General features: G+C 44.6%; 9 protein-coding genes. 5 read left to right on the top strand and 4 right to left on the bottom strand.

The window, feature by feature from the left end; all coding sequences use genetic code 11:
• Positions 1-43 precede the first annotated feature (43 nt).
• Complete coding sequence (locus FEM55_RS07685) at positions 44-1,075, bottom strand: quinone-dependent dihydroorotate dehydrogenase (RefSeq protein ID WP_138280760.1); 1,032 nt, start codon at positions 1,073-1,075, stop codon at positions 44-46.
• 455 nt (positions 1,076-1,530) lie between these two features.
• On the opposite strand from FEM55_RS07685, the gene FEM55_RS07680 reads away from it, so the two are divergent.
• From FEM55_RS07680 to tamL, 4 genes are all read left to right on the top strand, one after another.
• Positions 1,531-3,960: a TonB-dependent receptor gene (locus tag FEM55_RS07680; protein WP_229209145.1), complete on the top strand. Its 2,430-nt coding sequence runs from the start codon at positions 1,531-1,533 to the stop codon at positions 3,958-3,960.
• A 391-nt stretch (positions 3,961-4,351) separates the two neighbouring features.
• The gene (locus tag FEM55_RS07675; RefSeq protein ID WP_138280759.1) at positions 4,352-5,065 is read left to right on the top strand and encodes a hypothetical protein; all 714 of its coding nucleotides are present in this window, start codon (positions 4,352-4,354) and stop codon (positions 5,063-5,065) included.
• Positions 5,066-5,192: 127 nt separating this feature from the next.
• On the top strand, positions 5,193-10,124 hold the full coding sequence (locus tag FEM55_RS07670; protein ID WP_138280758.1) for a translocation/assembly module TamB domain-containing protein: 4,932 nt from the start codon (positions 5,193-5,195) through the stop codon (positions 10,122-10,124).
• Positions 10,125-10,137: 13 nt separating this feature from the next.
• Positions 10,138-12,552: a translocation and assembly module lipoprotein TamL gene (tamL, locus tag FEM55_RS07665; RefSeq protein WP_229209144.1), complete on the top strand. Its 2,415-nt coding sequence runs from the start codon at positions 10,138-10,140 to the stop codon at positions 12,550-12,552.
• Positions 12,553-12,555: 3 nt separating this feature from the next.
• Here tamL and mce read toward each other — a convergent pair whose 3' ends face one another.
• On the bottom strand, positions 12,556-12,963 hold the full coding sequence (gene mce / locus FEM55_RS07660) for a methylmalonyl-CoA epimerase (RefSeq protein WP_138280756.1): 408 nt from the start codon (positions 12,961-12,963) through the stop codon (positions 12,556-12,558).
• 65 nt (positions 12,964-13,028) lie between these two features.
• Complete coding sequence (gene rsgA, locus FEM55_RS07655; protein ID WP_138280755.1) at positions 13,029-13,964, bottom strand: ribosome small subunit-dependent GTPase A; 936 nt, start codon at positions 13,962-13,964, stop codon at positions 13,029-13,031.
• A 351-nt stretch (positions 13,965-14,315) separates the two neighbouring features.
• Here rsgA and FEM55_RS07650 point away from each other — a divergent pair, with 351 nt between their 5' ends.
• Positions 14,316-15,539, top strand: a complete 1,224-nt coding sequence (locus FEM55_RS07650; RefSeq protein WP_138280754.1) for an ROK family transcriptional regulator — start codon at positions 14,316-14,318, stop codon at positions 15,537-15,539.
• A gap of 55 nt (positions 15,540-15,594) precedes the next feature.
• On the opposite strand, the gene FEM55_RS07645 is transcribed toward FEM55_RS07650, so the two are convergent.
• Complete coding sequence (locus FEM55_RS07645) at positions 15,595-16,851, bottom strand: 3-deoxy-D-manno-octulosonic acid transferase (protein WP_138280753.1); 1,257 nt, start codon at positions 16,849-16,851, stop codon at positions 15,595-15,597.
• Between the last annotated feature and the right edge of the window lie 112 nt (positions 16,852-16,963).

The following is a 16,963-nucleotide window of genomic DNA, read 5'->3' as shown; positions in this document are numbered from 1 at the left end:
CTTTAATTCTAATACGTCAAGTATAATTTTACTCCCGATTTTCTCATGGGTTAACCAGCGCCTTGCATATTCTTTTTACCAAACCCGGCCCTTCATAAATAAAGCCTGTATATAATTGTATCAGAACCGCACCGGCCTTTCTCTTGTTCTTCGCTTCTTCCGGCGAAGCAATTCCGCCCACGCCAATAACTGGAAATGCGTAACCGGATTTATCACAAAGGTAACGAATTACTTCAGTTGACTGATGTGCCAGCGGCGCTCCGCTCAAACCCCCTGCACCAATTTTTTCGATTTCCTCCTGACTTGTACGCAGGTTTTTGCGGCTGATCGTGGTATTGGTTGCAATGACACCGGCAATTCCGGTTTCTTTTACGATATCAATAATATCATCCAGCTGGTTCCATGTCAGGTCCGGAGCGATTTTCAGAAAAACCGGTTTCGGACTGAATCTTTCCCTGTTCTTTATCTGAAGTTCTTTCAGCAGTGCGGTAAGCGGCGCCTTTTCCTGAAGATCGCGCAGCCCGGGTGTATTCGGAGAGCTTACATTGACTACGAAATAATCAACCACATCAAACAACTCCCGAAAACAGATCAGGTAATCGTTCAGTGCTTCCTCGTTCGGTGTGTTCTTGTTTTTACCAATGTTGCCTCCAACCAGAATCTTCGATTTCCGGTTAGCCAGTTTTGCCGCCGCCACAGCTGCCCCTTTATTGTTGAACCCCATCCGGTTTATCAGCGCCTTGTCACTTTTCAGGCGAAACAGCCTCGGCTTGTCATTTCCCGGCTGCGGTCTGGGGGTTACAGTTCCGATTTCTATAAAACCGAATCCGAGCGCGTCCAGCTGATCTACAAGTTCGGCATTTTTATCAAATCCGGCCGCAAGCCCCACAGGATTACGAAAACGCAGCCCGGCCACTTCCTGAACAAGGTCCGGATGTTCGTAAGTATACAAAGACCTTAAAAGCTGCGGAACAAACGGGATTTTAAAAGCAAGCAGTAATGCCTCACAAACAAAGTAATGAATCCGCTCGGCATCAAAAAGAAAAAGTATCGGGGAAACAAGAATTTTATACATCCTGCAAAAATATGATGTTTAAAAGGAAGCGGCGGAGAAATCAGGTGTTTTTATTTTAACACTATCTATTCTGAAAAAGGTCTCGGGCTTTTCATCCCGGTTCCCGAAACACATTCCGGCAAGGCACGAATGCGCATTCAGCTTTAAACAAATATACTAAAAAGGGCTTTTAGTGTAAAGTACACCTAGACACGTACAGGGCGGATTGCATTTTATTTTAACAATCCGGCTGTCATTAAGAAGTTTGCTTATTTTACACAAATTGTAGTATTCACACTTTAATATACGGCAAATCTTTATTTTTTTATAATTTTATGTAATTATTCAGCAGAAAATACTGTTAAAAAAATGGCAGTGCATGTACATTCCGTTGTTTACCCAAACTGAACATTTTCATTTTTAAAGACTGCTTAATCGAATAACTTAATTCCTGATCCATATTTAAACCTGTACCTGTGAAAATAAACCCTTTTCTTAAACTCATTACCCCTGTTTTATTTACCTGTTCTGCTTTTTCATTTGCGGATGTCTTGGCGTCCGGTTCTGAAAAAAGTGCAATCGTTCGCGCAGACGGCGCCAAGCTTGCGGGCAAAATCGTGGAATCGCCAGGCAATGCCGGCGTAAGCTTTGCAACCGTGGCATTGCTTTCCTCCAAGGATTCTACTCTTTCAACAGGCAGTGTTGCCGATGAAAACGGCGTTTTCACCATCAGCAACGTAACTTCCGGAAATTACATCCTGCGTGTTACCAATATGGGTTACCAAACCCGCTACGTACCGAATGTCAGTGTCGCTACGGAAGCAAATTTTCTGGATCTTGGCAATATTGTCATGCTTCCTGAAGCGCAAAAGCTGAATGAAGTGGTTGTAAAAGGTGAGAAAAGCATGATTGTGGACGACATCGACAAGAAGATCGTCAACATTGGAAAGGATATGCTGGCTACAAGCAATAACCTGAGCGACTTGCTGGAAAAAGTTCCGGCAGTTTCACTGGACGAAAACGGTAATCCGCAGGTTCGGGGTAAAGGAAATGTTGTCGTTCTTATTGACGGCAAGCCTTCCAATCTGTATGGAAGCGACCTTCCGACAATCCTGCAATCATTCCCGGCCAATTTGATCGAACGCATTGATGTGATGACTACACCTTCCGCCAAATACGAAGGGGAAGGCGCATCAGGCGTGATTGACATTATTACCAAAAAGGACAAAATCCGTGGCACAAACGGCACTATGCGCGTAAGTCTTGGCAACAGGAACAACCATAACGCTTCCGGAAACATCAGTTACCGCGCAGGCAAACTGAGCATCAATGCGTCACTGAATGCGCAGAACAGAAACATGACCTGGAAAAGAAATCTGAACCGTGAAAACTTTATTTCTGAAACCAGTTCTCGTCTTGAACAATCCGGAACGGGCGAAAACAAAGGAAAAAATGCATTCGGCCGCGTCGGGATCAATTATGATTTCAATGAAAAAAATGCGGTTGAAGTCGGCTTCAATTACTCAGCAAACCAGAATAATAACGGCAGCAATCTTTTAAATGAAACCACGCTTTCAACCGGAGCTGTTCAGGAACGTTTCAACCGCATTTCGAATAGCAAAGGCAACGGAGGTAATTCCAATTTCAGTCTGGATTACCGCAGGAAATTCAACAAAAAAGACCAGCAGCTTAACTTCACAAGCAGCTATTCAATCGGGCAATCGGACGGTGAATCGTATTATACGCAGGAAAGTGCCGTGGACAGCCTTTTGAGAAATCAGCAGAATTTCAGGGACAACAACCGTAAATCCTTGTTCCTGAATACGGATTATACATGGCCTATAACGCCGAAATCCACTTTTGAAGTCGGCCTGCGCTCCCGGACAAGCTCCAATGACAATACAAACTCTTTTTACAACCTGAACAGAGAAACGGGGAATTATGTATTTGATCCGAATATCAGCAACATTTTTGGTTACAAAGATGCTACTTACACCGGTTTCATGACATTTTCCCAGAAAACGGACCTTTGGGGACTACGCGCCGGGTTGCGTGTAACAGATTACAATCAGGATATCAATCAGATCAGCATCAACCATGAATTCAGCGTTCATTTTCTTACGCTCGTCCCGTCGCTTGCAGTTACGCGTAAACTTGGGGAATCGGCTCAGCTGAAACTTAATTACAGCAGACGTGTACAGCGTCCGGAAGCAGACTGGCTGAACCCGTACACGGATGTTTCGGACCCGAGGAACATACAGTCCGGAAACCCGAACCTGCGTCCTGAATTTACACACAAGGCCGAAATGGGTTACTCCAGTTACGAAGCAGACGGCGGCTGGGGCCCTTCCCTGTTTATGGATTACTCCAACAATGCCATTACAAGAATCAGGACCATTGATGAAAGGGGCATTTCACTCACGCAGTTTGACAACGTAGGACGCGAACTTTCTTACGGCGTGGAAACCGACTTTTCACAAAAAATCGGCGATGTACTTAAGATAAATGCAAGCGGAAGGGTTTACAGAACGGAAGTGGTTTCGCAGGTTGCACAAATTGACAACCGCACATGGAGCTATTCGGGAAACCTGAATGCATTTGTGACTTTGCCGATGGATTTCAGGGCATCGGCTTACGTGAATTATGAAGGCCCGCGTGCCATTGCGCAGGGAACGCGTGAAGGTATTTTCGTTGCAAATATGGGCATACGGAAAGACCTCATGGAAAAAAAAGCTACAATTTCGTTCAACGTACAGGACATATTTCTGTCCAGAGCATACAAGAACCAACTGAACACTTCTACCTATTCGCAAAACTCGCTCTGGCAGCAGACCAACCGGCTTGTCAATATGACTTTCCAGTATCGCTTTGGTAAAATCTCGTCAGGAACCGGTGATGATGCGTAAGAAAAATCAGCAGGCATAAATGAAAAGGGAAGGATAGATTTTATCCTTCCCTTTTCATTTACAAGGCATTAACATTGAATAGTTCAATTTTAGCAAAACTGCAAACCTCTAAACCGGCAACTGCGGCGGATCGGTCCAAAGCATTTTTCTGACAGCAGGAACAATGCCCGGCACATCCGCGGGAATGCGTCTGATCGCCTTGGCAAAAGTCAACAAACGGGTATAATCCGGCGTAACAGCAATGGATGGAATGGTTTTTGCAATCAGCTACGTTGCAGCGAGCCCTGATGATGCTTAATTAAACCTTGGACAACATTACTGATCTAAATTCCGGAGACCGCGAAATCTTCATAAATACAGTAATCAGACTCAAACATTAATAAATAAAAACATGAAAAAGTTATTGAATATTCTAACTGCACTGTTGCTGGTTTCAACCGTTTCACTTGCCCAAAAACTTCCTGTTGATTCCATTTTTGCCAATTACTACAAAGCAACGGGCGGTAAAGCACTTTGGGATAATGTTAAATCCTATAATATTAAAAGAAGTTATTCGGCAGCTGCCGCAACACCATACGATGTCAATATTTCTGCTTCTATTCCCGAGCAGTCGCTTTATAAGTCCAAAACCATTATGAAACGCAGCTTTGTGTATACAATCAAAGGGAATGAAGGCTGGATAAAAGTCCCGATTGCACAAAAAATGGACGTTAAAGATCTGAGTCAGGCCGAACAGCAAAACATGCACCTTGAGCTTTTTGAAAACCTCGTACCTTTTATCGATTATAAAAACAGAGGTTTCATAGCCACCACTGTTGGCACGGAAACACTAAACGGCACACAGGTTAATCAGGTGGAACTTCAGGGAAAAGGCATCAAATACAACCTTTATTTCGATGCAAAAAGTGGCTTGCTTGTAAAGCAGAGAGAAACAAAAGCCGGCGTGGAAACCACAACGGATATGTCCGATTACACAAAATCTGCTTACGGTATTATGTATCCATCCAAACTGGTTGTCGTGAACAGCACCGAGAAAAAACCGCTTACGATCAAATCCACACTGGCGGTAAACGAACAGGTGAATCCTGCGCTGTTTAAAAGATAAACAATACATTTTCAATGCTTTTTCTGGATAATCAATAATGGCGTTTGATTATCCAGATTTTTTATCAGATAACAAGAACTCTACAATCATCCTGTCACTCAACGCAGCACAGAATTAACCGTTAAGAATGAAGAAAGCACTAAAAGTATTGGCGATTATAATACTGACAGTTTTAATTCTGGTCGGAGTATTAATTTGGGGTATTCAAACGCCCTTTGGACAAAACTTTTTAACAACACAAGCCAATTCCTATTTACGCAAAAAACTGAAGACCAAAGTCAATATCGAAAAAGTACGTTTCGATGTTCCCGACTGGATTTTACTGGAAGGCGTATATTTTGAAGATCAGCACGGTGACACGCTGGTTGCCGGAAAAAGGTTGTATGTCGATCTGGACATGTACAGTCTGATCAAAGGAAACGTAGGCATCAACAAAGTGGAGGCGGAAGGAATCAATGCCAATATCATACGGGTTTTGCCGGATACCGTCTTCAATTTCCAGTTTATCGTGGATGCATTTGCAAGTGCCGATACTACTGCCCAAGTGGACACTACTTCAAGCCCGCTGGAAATGCGCCTGGATCAGCTTTCATTGAAAGATATCAGATTATCCTATCGCGATGCCGTGACCGGAATGGATGCGGAAACAAGCATTGACTCCGCGCTTGTAAGATTTGATAAATTCAACCCGACGCTTTCACAATACCATCCTACAAAAGTTGCCTTGCTGAACAGTCAGGCGAAATTGCGGATGTATACGCCGCTCAAAACCGATACGGCACCGGAAACAGTGCCTGATCCTGCGGATTCGCTTGATATCAAAGTAGGCGATATCGATATCCGTCAGTTTAAATGGCTGTTTGAAGATGAAACTTCCGGACTCAAGAACGGCATGACCGTCGGTAAACTGGAAGGAAAGGTAAACAGCATTTACATGGGCAGCCAGCAGGTGAATGTGGACAACATCAATCTGGAAGATATGTCGTTGTACGCTGAATTTGCAAAAAAGGCAAAGACTGCTGCCAAAAAAGATTCCGTTGCAGCAGATACTTCTGCTTCCGGCTGGAATGTAAAAGTCGGCAATATCAGACTGGCGAACAATGACATCCGCTATGACGATTTCAATATACCGAAACAGCCGAAAGGACTTGATTTTGCACACCTTGACATCAAGGATCTGAATATTGATCTACAACAGTTTATTTTCTCTCCTGAAAACATTGCGGGCTCTTTGAAGTCGGGTTCTTTCAGTGAAAAAAGCGGTTTCAGACTGGAAGAATTCAGGACCGATTTCCAATATGGTGAAAAAGAAACTTTCCTGAAAGGATTGTACGTAAAAACGCCTAATACGCTGCTCCGTGATGAACTTGTACTGAAATACAAAAATCTGGACGAGCTTACGAAAGACATTGCAAACGTAAGAATCCGCCTTAACCTTACCGACACACGCGTTGCATTCGCCGACATTCTGCTGCTGGTTCCTGATCTTGCCAACACACCGCCTTTTAACAAAGCACCAAACGGCATGCTGAAAGGAACCGGAACCATCACCGGAACGGTGGATGACATGCTGATTTCAAAAGCAAGATTCAGTATGCTGGGAGGAACGGTTCTGAGCCTGAACGGCCGTGTTCGCGGATTGCCCGATCCGGAAAAAGTAGCGCTGGATATGACGATCAATGAAATGTCGTCCACCAAACAGGATCTGATGAAAATGTTGCCCGACAGCGCAGTTCCGGCTACCATAGAAATTCCTGAAAAGGTTAAGATTACGGGTAAAGTCAAAGGCACGATGGAGAACGTGACTTTAACCACTACAATCAATACGTCATTCGGTACTGGCTCGTTTTCCGGAAATCTGAAAAACATCACAGACAGCATGCGTGCGCAGTATAACGGCACACTTGCTTTTTGGGAATTTGATCTGGGTAAACTGATGAAACAGCCGCCGGAACAAATGGGCAAGCTGACGCTCAGAACGGATCTGGAAGGTGTCGGCTATGCACCTTCCACGATGAGGGCACGTCTGGACGGAAATGTTGAAAGTGCCGATATCCGCGGTTATGTTTATAACAACCTGCGTCTGAAAGGAGATGTCGACAATGGCCTTGCCAATATTACGGCTGACATGAACGATGCCAATATTGACGTAGCGCTTACGGCACAAGCTGATTTGTCCAAAGAATTTCCAAGTGTAAAAGCAGATGTCTCGATCGATAACCTGAATTTGACCGCACTGCATTTATATCAGGATTCATTACAGGTAAAAGGCGATATCAAGGTGGATATGCCTTCCACAAACCCTTCCAATCCGTTGGGAACGGTGAATGTAAACGGGCTTGTCCTGAATTACCGCAACAAACCTATTTCTGTTTCGGATATGACCGTACAGCTTACGGATTCGAGCGGACAGAAACAGGCGAACATTGAAACGCCTTTCCTGAAAGCTAAAATGGAAGGCGATTTTGTTTATACCGAAATTGCCGATGCGATCTTTACCGAAGTAGGAAAACATTTCAAGGTTCCGAACCTTACTTACAATCCGGTGACCAAACCGGTAAGCTTTACGCTGGATGCAAGCGTTACAAACAATACTGTTTTCCAGATGTTTGCGCCTCAGCTCCGGGAAATGAACCCGGTAACCTTCCATGCAAAGTTTGACAACCAGCAGGATTCTTCCATTGTGGCACGACTGACCGTTCCGAAAGTGGAAATGGACAGTCTGCAGACAGAAAGGGTTATTGTTGACCTGAGCAGTACCAAGGAAAATGCTGCCATGAACGCGTATGTCGGACTGGTCAGTACGGGCGGTTTCAAACTACAGAATGCTTCTTTGCAAAGCAAGATTCAGGACAACAACGTAAAATTTGACTTTATTGTAAAAGACTCGGTAGATACCGATCGACATGCCATAAAAGGTGCTGTTGCAGTTGCCGGCAACAGTTACCGCTTTAACCTTCGTGAAGATCTGCTGCTGAATTACAGCCAATGGCAGACCGATACTTCAGGATATATCCAGTATGCACCGGACAGCCTTTTTGTAAAAGATTTTACAGTCCGCAGCGATGACCAGTCATTGGTTGTCAACTCCACTGATCCTGCACCAAACAGTCCGCTGGATATAACCATGTCCAATATTTCTATTGGCCCGCTGATTGAAATCGCGACGCAGGATTCTACAATGGCAACGGGTATCCTGAACGGAAAGGTGCTGCTCAGAGATTACATGGCATCACCGATCTATACCGGCGAACTTACCATTGACAGCCTTGCCGCCATGAAAATCCCGGTCGGAAACCTGTCACTCAAAGCATCCAACGAAACTGAAAACCTGATCCGCGTGGCCATGGGGCTGATCAGCGCAGAAAATGAAGTGAATCTGGACGGAAGCTATAACCTGCAGTCCGAAACACCGATGGATTTCAGAATGGACCTTAAAAAACTGAGTGCAAAGACAATTGAGGCATTCAGCTTTGGCGAACTGCAGCGTGCAGAAGGCGACCTTACCGGCGACATTGCCATTACCGGCGCCACAAACAGCCCTGTTCTGAACGGAGCCGTGAATTTCAACAATGTGGCTTTCAATGCAACACAGCTTGGTTCAAGGTACTCGCTCGCAGGTCAGAAAATCCTTTTTAACGGACAAAATATCAACTTTGATAACTTTACGCTTACGGATTCGCTGAGTCAGAAAATGAGCATTAACGGAAACGTAAACATTGCGAACATTCCGGATGTTGGTTACAACCTGACGATCAACGGCAAAAACTTCAATGTTCTGAACTCCACACAAAAACAGAACGAACTGTTCTACGGAAAAGCAACGATTGATGCATCCATTACGGTAAAAGGACAAGGTACAAAATCGGTTGTGGACGGCAGCCTTACTGTAGATCCGGGAAGCAACATTACAGTGGTACTTCCGAATGATGCCACAGAAGCCGGCGACGCAAGCAAAGGCATCATCGAATTTGTGGACATGAGCGATTCTACAAGGCTTGTAAAAATGGATACCATTGCGACTCCCAACAACATCATGGTCGATTTTGCATCACAGATTTCCATGGATATTGCTGTTGACGACAGGTCGGAGTTCAAAGTCGTGATCGACGAATTGAACGGCGACAACATCCGTCTGAAAGGAAATGCACAGCTCAGCACCGGAATTTCACCAAATGGCCAGCTGTTCCTGCTTGGTTCGTATGACCTGACCGAAGGTTCGTACGACCTGACGCTGCAAATCCTGAAAAGACAGTTTGAAATCCTGAAAGGCAGTAACCTGCTCTGGACCGGCGATCCGATGAAAGCTGATCTGAACATTACGGCCGGCTATGAAGTAATGGTCGATCCGGGTTCGATTTCTTCCAAATTCCAGGGAAACAGCAAAATTCCGATTCAGGTACAGGTTATCATTACCGGAAACCTGACGACACCGAACATTTCTTTCAACATTGTTCCGGGAGAAGGCATTGATGAACAGGTAAAAAGTGATATTCAGAACCAGACTTTCTGGAATGACATGATCAATAATACTTCAGAGATGAACAAACAGGCATTTGCCCTTTTGATCACCAACAAGTTTATTACCGATCAGTCTTCACCCGGTTTTAATCTGGGCTCCAGTGCAGAAGCCGTTGCGCGTCAAAGTGTAAGCCAGCTGCTGACTGATCAGTTGAACAATCTTGCTTCAGACCTGATCAAAGGTGTGGACCTGAACATTGGCCTGAACTCGACTGCGGATCAGATCACCGGCGCACGTACGGATCTGAACGTAGGATTAAGCAAGGCATTCCTGAATGACAGACTAAAGATTTCGGTTGGTAAAAACTTCGAAATAGAAAATAAGAGCAATGCACCAAGTTCATCCGAAGTAGTTGATAACATCGCACTGGATTACTCCATTACTCCTGACGGACGATACTTGTTCCGTGGTTACCGCAAAAACCAGTATCAGTCCATTCTGGAAGGTTTCATCATAGAAACCGGCGTGAGTTTTATTGTAACTGCTGATTATGATCTGTTCCGTGAAATTTTTCAAAAGCAAAAAAATGAGAAATAGTTTATTGGCTTTAATGGCTACATGTATCTTGCTGAGCAGCTGCTCGGTTGATAAATATGTACCTGCAGGCCAGAGCCTGTATGTTGGGAATAAAGTAAATGTAGAACCGGACAGTACTTCCAGGCCCAAAGTTGCTGGTCTGGAAAGTGAACTGGAAGTTATTATCAAGCCCGTTCCGAACAAGACACTTTTCGGGTTCCCGTATAAAGTATGGTTTTATTATTTCATCGGCACACCGAAAGACGAAGGCGGTCTGCGCAGCTGGTTCCGCAATAAGCTGGGCGAACCTCCGCGCTTTGCATCGCAGCGTGTTGTGGATATCAACGCAGCCAACATGGTTTCTTATCTGGACAATGAAGGCTATTACCGTTCGGATGTTACCGGAAAAATTGTTGAAAGCAAAAAGAAAAAGCGCAGAACAGCCATTTCCGAATACGACGCCTACATCATGCCGCGCTATGTGATCAACCAGGTGAATTATGTAGTTAATGACAGTTCACTTTTTAACCGTGACCTTGTACTTGCCAAGCAGAAAACATTGCTGAAAAAAGGCGATCCGATCCGGCTTGACGTCATCTCAACCGAACGCGTCCGTATTGACCAGGAACTGAAAGGCAAAGGTTATTACTTTTTCAATCCGGATTTCCTGATTATCAAAGTAGATTCCACAATTGGGCGGCAGGATTCAACACTTGCTGCGCAACAAGTGAACCTTTATCTGCAGGTAAAACCGCAAACTGCACAGACTTCGCTTAAACAGTACTTTATAAATCAGATTTACGTAAACACCGGAACGGAGGAAAACCTTCTGGCCGACAGTATTCCCCGCAGAGGTCCGATACGACGCGGAATCAACATCAATGACCCCGGAAGACTTTACAAAAGAAGGATTTTCTACGATGCAATCGGGTTCAGACGCGGTAATATGTACACTAACACCATGCATGACGTGTCACTTTCCAGGCTTGTAAACCTTCAGAATTTCAAGTTCGTAAGAAACCGCTTTGACCTTGTACCCCGCTCGGATTCCGCTTTGCTCGACGTGTATTACGATCTGGCACCGTTGAAAAAGAAATCGTTGCAGACCATTCTTAGTGCCAGTACCAAATCCAATAACCTGGGCGGTTCGCAGCTGGATGTAACCTGGCGGAACCGGAACATTTTCCGCGGTGCAGAAATGCTTTCAGTCAATGCGTATTTCGGGTTTGATGTTCAGCTGGGCGGAAACAGGAGCGATACTCCGAACAAAATCGGCAATGAATATGTCCGGTACGGAGCAAATGCCAACTTGTCTTTTCCTCGCTTTCTGATTCCTTTTGTAAAAATAAGGCCTGAAAGAAGCCAGGTTTTGCCTAAGACCGTTCTATCGCTCAATTACGAAAACCGGGTTCAGCGAGGGCTTTATACCACTACTTCCATCCGGGGCGACTGGTCTTACATCTGGAACAAGAATGCCGAAGTTCAGCATACACTGACGCCGATTTCCATCAATTTTGTGCAGCCGACCAATGTCAACACGGAACGTTTGGGAGCGATTGCAGAAAATCCGAACACCAATCCGCTGGATATTGACAGGCTTTACAAACTTGTAGACCAAAAGTATTTTATAGTCGGATCGAATTACACCATCTCCTATCATCCGACGCCGCGCCCTTTTGCAAAAAACCGTTTTGCAGTAATCGGAGGCCTTGACTATGGCGGCAATCTGCTCAGCCTGTTTGCAAAGAAAGATGCAGAAGATGAAACCTTGCCAAAAACATTTCTGGGCGTTCCCGTATTTCAATATGTAAAACTGGATGGCGATTTCAGGTATTACAGAACGGTAAGCTCGAAGTTAACGTGGGCAAACCGGCTTGTACTTGGCGCAATCAAACCTTACGGCAATGCAGCTACGATGCCCACCCCGCAGTTCAAACAGTATTTTGGAGGCGGTAGTACAGGTATCAGGGCTTTCCGGGCACGTTCGCTCGGACCGGGAGCCTATCCGCCGGATACCAACTATATCAATCTCGTTGGATACCAATCTTTCGGCGATATCCGGATGGAATTCAATACGGAAATGCGGGTCAAATTTACAAATATCATCAACGGAGCTGTTTTTGTGGATGCCGGAAATATCTGGTCATTCGGAGACAGCACAAGGGCCGGGTATTTTGACAAACGTGCATTAATCAGCAATAATTTCCTGAAACAGATTGCAGTAGGTGGCGGAATCGGCTTGCGTCTGGATTTCTCTTATCTGGTATTCAGGCTTGACCTTGCAACGCCTTTCAGAAAACCGTGGTATACGCAGGAACCCGATCCGGCCAGTCCGGAAGGAACGGTGACTTACCGAAACCCATGGGTTTTCAAAGAAATAGATCTGGGCAGCAAGGCGTGGCGAAAAGAAAACTTGATTTTAAACATTGCAGTCGGGCTTCCTTTCTAGCATCTATGATTTGATTTCCTGACATAACTCGATCAGCATGCCATTTGTACTTTTCGGATGAAGAAAACAAACCAGCTTGTTGTCGGCACCAATGACCGGGGCTTCACTTAACAAAGTGAAGCCCTCCTTTTTCAACCGTTCCATTTCGAGCTGGATATCGTCCACTTCAAATGCAAGGTGATGAAACCCCTCTCCTTTTTTCTCGATAAACTTTGCAATGACACTGTCCGGACCGGTAGCTTCCAGAAGTTCTATCTTAGTCTGGTTGATTCTGAAAAATGAAGTAATAACGCCTTGTGAAGCAATATTTTCACGTTTGTAGGGCATGATATTGAAAAGGGTCGAAAATAGTTCTTCGGCTTTTTCAAGTTCATTTACGGCAATTCCGATATGCTCGACATTCTTCATCAAATAATGGCTTGTTTTTGCTAAACCGCTAAAAGCAGATGGCTTTCAGTTTTTAGCGGTCAATTGAATCACTTTCGGTTGTCACTTCCTCCAACCATGCTGAGGTAACTTTCATAGCGGCTCATGGCAATGTTTCCGGCCATTACCGATTCTTTCACAGCACAGCCCGGCTCATTGATATGCCGGCAGTTATTATAACGGCACTGATTGAGCAGTTCACGCATTTCAGGGAAATAATGGCTGATTTCCTCCGGTTTGATATCTGCAAGCCCGAGCTCCTTGATTCCCGGCGAATCGATAATAAAAGTACCTTCTTCCAGCTCAAACATTTCTGCAAATGTAGTTGTGTGCACGCCTTTGTTCGCGAATGTGGAAACTTCCTGCGTTTTAATGTCAAGATCAGGTGCAATGGCGTTGACAAGTGTGGATTTTCCTACGCCGGAATGGCCTGACAAAAGGGAAACTTTTCTTTTCAGCACGGCTGAAAATTCTTCCAGACCTTCATCGCTGACCGCCGTTGTGGCCATGCATTTATAACCAAGACTTTCGTAAAGTTCCATCAGTTCCGTCTGAAAATCCTTCATTTCGTCATTCAGCAGATCCTGTTTGTTGAATACAAGCACGCCGGGAATGCGGAAAGATTCAATGGCAACCAGAAAGCGGTCTATGAATCCGAGCGAAGTACGCGGAAAAACCAGCGTGGCAATCAGGATAGCCTGATCTACATTGGCTGCAATAAGGTGGGCAAAAGCACTTTTATGCACCGACTGCCTGACAACATAGTTCTGTCGCGGCTCAATTTCATGAATAATGCCGAAGTTCTGCGTTTCATCTTCTTCCTCAAACCTGACGTAATCACCTACCGCAATCGGGTTGGTGACTTTCAATCCCAAAGCCTTGAATTTCCCTTTCAGTCTGCATTGCCAGATGTGCCCGTCCCTGCTGTCTCTCACATCATACCATGAGCCTGTCGAGCGCAGTACCAATCCTTTTACTAGTCCCATTCTGAAATTTTGTGCTGATAACGAATTTTACGGAAATATAACCAACGCCAATAAAACTTAACAGTCAGGTCTAAAACCGGATAATAAAATTAAGTAGTTTTCTTGTCATCCATGTTTTTTATTCAGAATAAAGAACGGGTACAAACTTCAATGCAATAGACAGCAGCAATTTACCTCACTGTTTATCAATCCAAAACTAGAATCAGCTGTTTTTTATTCATGAGACAGAATTAACCATTTAATAATATTTTTAGTATAATTGCCTGTATTTTTATTTTTTACATAGTTTTAAATCGTAAATTATTAAAGAATATTAAAAACTACCTTTAACAAAAAACTTTTACCCTCAGAATGGACCTAGTTGCAGAAGAACCGAATTCGGTGATTGATATCCGCAAAAACCGTATCAGAAGTAATTTATTGCTTTATTTATATCAATCCGGTGACACTTCGATCAACAAAATGGCCAAGTTGTTTCATGCCAGTATTCCATCCGCAACCGGGATTGTCAATGATCTGATGCGTGAAGGCTGGATTACCGAAACCGGCACCGGACCGGCAAGAGCCGGAAGGCCGCCAGTTCTGTATGGCCTGAATCCGAAAAAGTACCTGACCCTGATTATGGACATCAACAGGCACGATACACAGCTTGTCATTTTTGATCTGCACAACCAGCTTATCGTAAGACGTAAAATAGACATCCGGCTGGATGATTCCGCCACTTTTCTCGAAGAGCTTTTCAACGCTTCGGACGATTTTCTGAAATCCAATCAGATCCGCAAAGAGCAGTTATGGGGAATCGGTGTTTCCATGCCGGGCCTGATCAATTCCTCGCAGGGTATCAACCTTACTTACCCAAACCTTACGCCGTCGGGCATACCGCTGGTTGCGCATCTGAAAAAACACTTCGGACTTCCTGTCTGCCTTTTCAACGATACGAAAGCAACAACGATCGGTGAGCACAGATTCGGTTTTGCCGTTGAAAAATCGCAGGTCCTGACGATCAATATTGATTGGGGAGTTGGCTTGGGAATTGTCGTTAACGGCGAAGTTTTTAACGGAGCATCGGGGTTTGCCGGAGAACTCGGACATATTCAGGTGAAACCGGACGGGCCACTTTGTCATTGCGGTAAAATCGGCTGTCTGGACACGATTACTTCAGCCATGGCCCTGATCCGGCAGGCGAAAGAAGGAATCGCGAGCGGAAAAGCAACGATTTTGTTACAGATTGTCAATAACGACCTGGATATGCTGGATACCTCGCATATCATCGAGGCCGTTCATGCCGGCGATGAGTTTTCTATCGATCTGCTGAGTACTGTAGGAACGGAGCTTGGAAAAGGACTTGCAACGGCTGTCCATCTTTTTAATCCGGAGGTGATTATTGTCGGCGGTTTGCTGGCCGAAGCCGGACCGTTTATTTCCAATCCGATTGAACAGGCGATCAATAAATATTGTTTGTCCGATTTCAAGAATTCCCTTTCGATTCATATTTCAAAACTTGGCGCAAAAGCAAGGCTGCTGGGTACACAGGCTCATTTGTTTGAACATTTAATCAGCAAAGAATTTTCGTAAGAACCTTTACAATCCGAAGCGTATCGGATTTATTGCAAACAGAAGTCCGGTACGCTTAATCCAAAACTTTCCGCACTGCGTTCATGATCGTTTCCGTGGATCCCGTTCCGGCAGAAATGTAGGCTTCATTGACTTTTCCGGCCTTTGTTCTTTCCTCCGAATTTTTGATCCACTTCTCGAACACTTCTATTGTCTGCCGGGAGTCGGAAACAGCAACAGCGCCTCCTTTTTGTATCAGATCGGTTGCTTCCTGAAACTTGTGGTATTTTTTATTGCCGAATGCAACCGGTAATCCGAAGGTTGCTGCTTCCAGAATATTGTGCAGGCCGGAACCAAACGATCCGCCGATGAATGCCATATTCCCGTACTTGTAAAGTGAAGACAGCATTCCGATATTATCAATAAAAAGATAATCACAAACTTCGATGGATTGTCTGGTTTTCAGCTCGGAATAGAGAATTGAAGTGCCATGCAGGCTTTTTCGCCAGTTTTCAATCTGTGCGGCATTGATCTCATGCGGTGCAATAATGGCTTTCAGCGTTCCCCTGAAATGATTCAAAACCGGAACAAGCACCTGCATATCCGCTTCCCAGACGGAACCTGCAACAAGGCATGGCTTCTGACAAACAAAAAAATTCAATCCCTGCAGTTCTGCCGCATTGGAAGCGATCATTTTTACACGGTCGAAGCGCGTATCGCCGGCTATGGAGCTGCGGAGAATTCCAGCCTGATGAAGCAGATTCAGGGATTCTTGATTCTGTACAAAAATATGATCAAAGCAATCCAGCATTTCTCTGAAAAACCCGCCATATGGCTTGAAAAAGATTTGCTGCGGACGAAAAATGGCAGAAAAAGACAAAACATACGCTCCGCTTTTCCTGAGAAGACTCAGGTAGTTGAACCAGAATTCGTACTTGATAAAAAAGACAATCTGTGGTTTTACAACATGGACGAACCTGCGGGCATTAGACAAAGTATCAATCGGAAGATAGCAGATATAATCTGCCCCGGCGTAATTTTTTCGGATTTCGTAGCCCGAAGGAGAAAAAAACGTCAGCAGTATAAAATGGTCCGGGTAATTGCTTCTGAAGGACTCCATTACGGGCCTTCCCTGCTCGAATTCACCAAGCGAGGCGGCATGAAACCAGGCAACGGGCCGGCCATTTACGCGCTGCTGAAATGATTTTTCCAGTTCATCCAACAGACCTTTCCGACCGGCAACACCCCGTTTTGCCTTGTCGTTGAACAAGGCGGCAACCTTCATGATAATGGCAAAGAGACCGATTGTAAACTGGTATAAAAATGGAAGCAAAATATTCTGATTAACAGGAGTTTATACAAACTAATCAATATCAAAAACCATTTGAAGCTGGATTTTTGGAGGGCTTTTTTATTTCTTTCTTTTGTTAAAGAACATAAATGTA

This window comes from Dyadobacter sediminis (assembly GCF_005860765.1).
Taxonomy (GTDB): Bacteria; Bacteroidota; Bacteroidia; order Cytophagales; family Spirosomataceae; genus Dyadobacter; species Dyadobacter sediminis.
The sequence above is the reverse complement of the archived record's forward strand: the minus strand, read 5'-3'. Positions and strand labels throughout refer to the sequence as shown.